2 protein-coding genes are annotated in these 2,181 nt (G+C 31.8%); both read left to right on the top strand.

Going from position 1 to position 2,181, the window contains the following annotated elements:
• Nucleotides 1-122: 122 nt before the first annotated feature.
• Nucleotides 123-1,262, top strand: a complete 1,140-nt coding sequence (locus QZZ48_RS15510) for a glycerate kinase (protein WP_294967160.1) — start codon at nt 123-125, stop codon at nt 1,260-1,262.
• 97 nt (nt 1,263-1,359) lie between these two features.
• Nucleotides 1,360-1,809, top strand: a complete 450-nt coding sequence (locus tag QZZ48_RS15505) for a hypothetical protein (RefSeq protein ID WP_294967159.1) — start codon at nt 1,360-1,362, stop codon at nt 1,807-1,809.
• Nucleotides 1,810-2,181 lie beyond the last annotated feature (372 nt).

Below are 2,181 nucleotides of genomic sequence, written 5' to 3'. Positions count from 1 at the left end.
CTTCTTTGTTTTTGGTCGAATAAGATTAGCAGATTATCGATTAATCCTATCTTTCAACTTACTTTCAAAAAATTGCACTTGATTTTAGAATTGGCGAATGATTTGTAAAATAGGCATAATATATGAAAGTAGTAATAGCGATAGATTCATTTAAAGGAAGTGTTAGTTCGAGTGAACTTTCTTCGTCCATAAAAGATGGAATAAGAGAAATTTATGAAGATAGTGAGATTATAATATGTCCTATCGCTGATGGTGGGGAGGGAACTCTTGAAGCTATGTCTGCTGACTCAGATGCAAAAGATATTTTTGTTAAATGTAAAGACCCACTAAATAAAGATATAGAAGCTTCTTACATCATACTAAATAATTCTACTGCTGTTATAGAAATGGCTGCCGCTAGCGGTTTACCTCTTATAAATGAAAAAGATAGAAACCCTTACTATACTACTACATATGGAACAGGTGAACTTATACGAGATGCTATAAATAAGGGCATTAGAGAGTTTATTATAGGACTTGGTGGAAGTGCTACAAATGACGCAGGTTTAGGCATGCTTAGAGCGTTGGGTTTCAAGTTTTTAGATTCCTTAGATGCAGAGGTTGTTTATGCAAAAGATTTGTCTAGCATAGCTAAATTAGACATAAGTAATGTTTTAGAAGAACTAAGTGAGTGTAGCTTTAAAGTGGCTTGCGATGTTAATAATCCTCTTTATGGAAAAAATGGTGCTTCATATATATACTCGAAACAAAAAGGTGCAGATGCAGAGATGATAGAAAAGCTTGACTCTGAGTTAAAAGCATTTGCAGATTTTGTAAAAAAAGAAGTTAAAGAAGATTTTTCAAGTATTGTTGGAGCTGGAGCAGGTGGTGGCATCGGCTTTGGATTTTTAGCTTTTTTAAATGCTGAGTTAAAATCTGGCATCAAGATAGTCCTAGAACATATAAAGTTTGAAGAAAAAATCAAAGATGCTCATTTTGTTATAACAGGTGAGGGCAAGATAGATAAACAGTCAGTTATGGGTAAAGTCATAGATGGCATATCTGAGCATTGTCAGTCACAAAACATCCCTTGTATAGCTTTAACCGGAAACTATGCTGAGATAGATGATGAAGTACACCAAAAAGGTGTAAGTGCAGTTTTTAGCATCTTAGATTCTCCTATGAGTTTGCAAGATGCTATGCAAAAGCAAACAGCATTAAAATTGATAAAAAATAAAACTAAACAAGTTTTTAGGCTTATAAAAGCTACAAGGAACAATTAAACATAATATTTTAAAGAGTGTGCAATAGCTCACTTAAAGTCAAAACTATTTTTTACCGATATAATACCTATAAAATAATTATGAAGGTCACAAAACTATGGAGATAACCCTACTAATAAAATCTATCTTAGGCTTAGTAGTAATACTAGCCATTTTAATATTTTTATTATTTTTCTCTTCTAAACAAAAAAAACAAGCACAAAAGGCTGAAGCTAATAAAGCCTCATTTACACAAAGAAACTCTCCTAATACAAGCTTAGATTACCTTGTCTCAATCGTAAAAAATAAGAAATCAACAACTAAAGAACTAAAAGAAGCATTAGACCTTGTTTTAAAGCATCACGGAAGAGTACATGAAAAACTTGGGATGAGATCACATCCAGATTTTGATGTTTATAAAGATCTTCTCTTTAGAATATGTAGGCATCCAAACACAAACAAAGATATAGTTGTAAAATTTGATAGAGAGCTGGGAAGACTAAATCCAGACTATAAAAAAGATATTAATGAAGCTGTTACAAAGGGACTAAACTCTAGAAGGGTTTAATAAATCCATGAATATAGGCTTTTTTGGGCTTACTGTAACAGCTTTACTATGATATAGAGTGTTTACTGTTACAAAATAGTTACAGTTTCTTACTTATTTCTTAGAACAATACAGAAGGATAATAAATTATTAAATATGACCTAAAACGACTTAATTAAAAATATGGGGGTTTGAAAACCCTTGCAAACTTCTGTATATTGGTAAGAAACCAAGGTATTTCTATAATGGATTATAAAAAAGCTCTAAAAACTGTCCAAAATGTTCTTCTAAAAGTATTACGCCAATTCCAACAACAAGTGCAATTTCCACCTAAATTAGCTAGCTAATCTTTTACTCATTTCACTGAAAAACACTTCATACGGAGTTTTGTAT

The organism is Sulfurimonas sp. (assembly GCF_016744025.1).
GTDB lineage: Bacteria > Campylobacterota > Campylobacteria > Campylobacterales > Sulfurimonadaceae > Sulfurimonas.
This window is presented reverse-complemented; position numbering and strand designations above follow the sequence as displayed.

Coding starts and splice junctions, on each gene's coding strand:
- QZZ48_RS15510 (WP_294967160.1), top strand. CDS start 123: ATGAAAGTAGTAATAGCGATAGATTCATTTAAAGGAAGTGTTAGTTCG.
- QZZ48_RS15505 (WP_294967159.1), top strand. CDS start 1,360: ATGGAGATAACCCTACTAATAAAATCTATCTTAGGCTTAGTAGTAATA.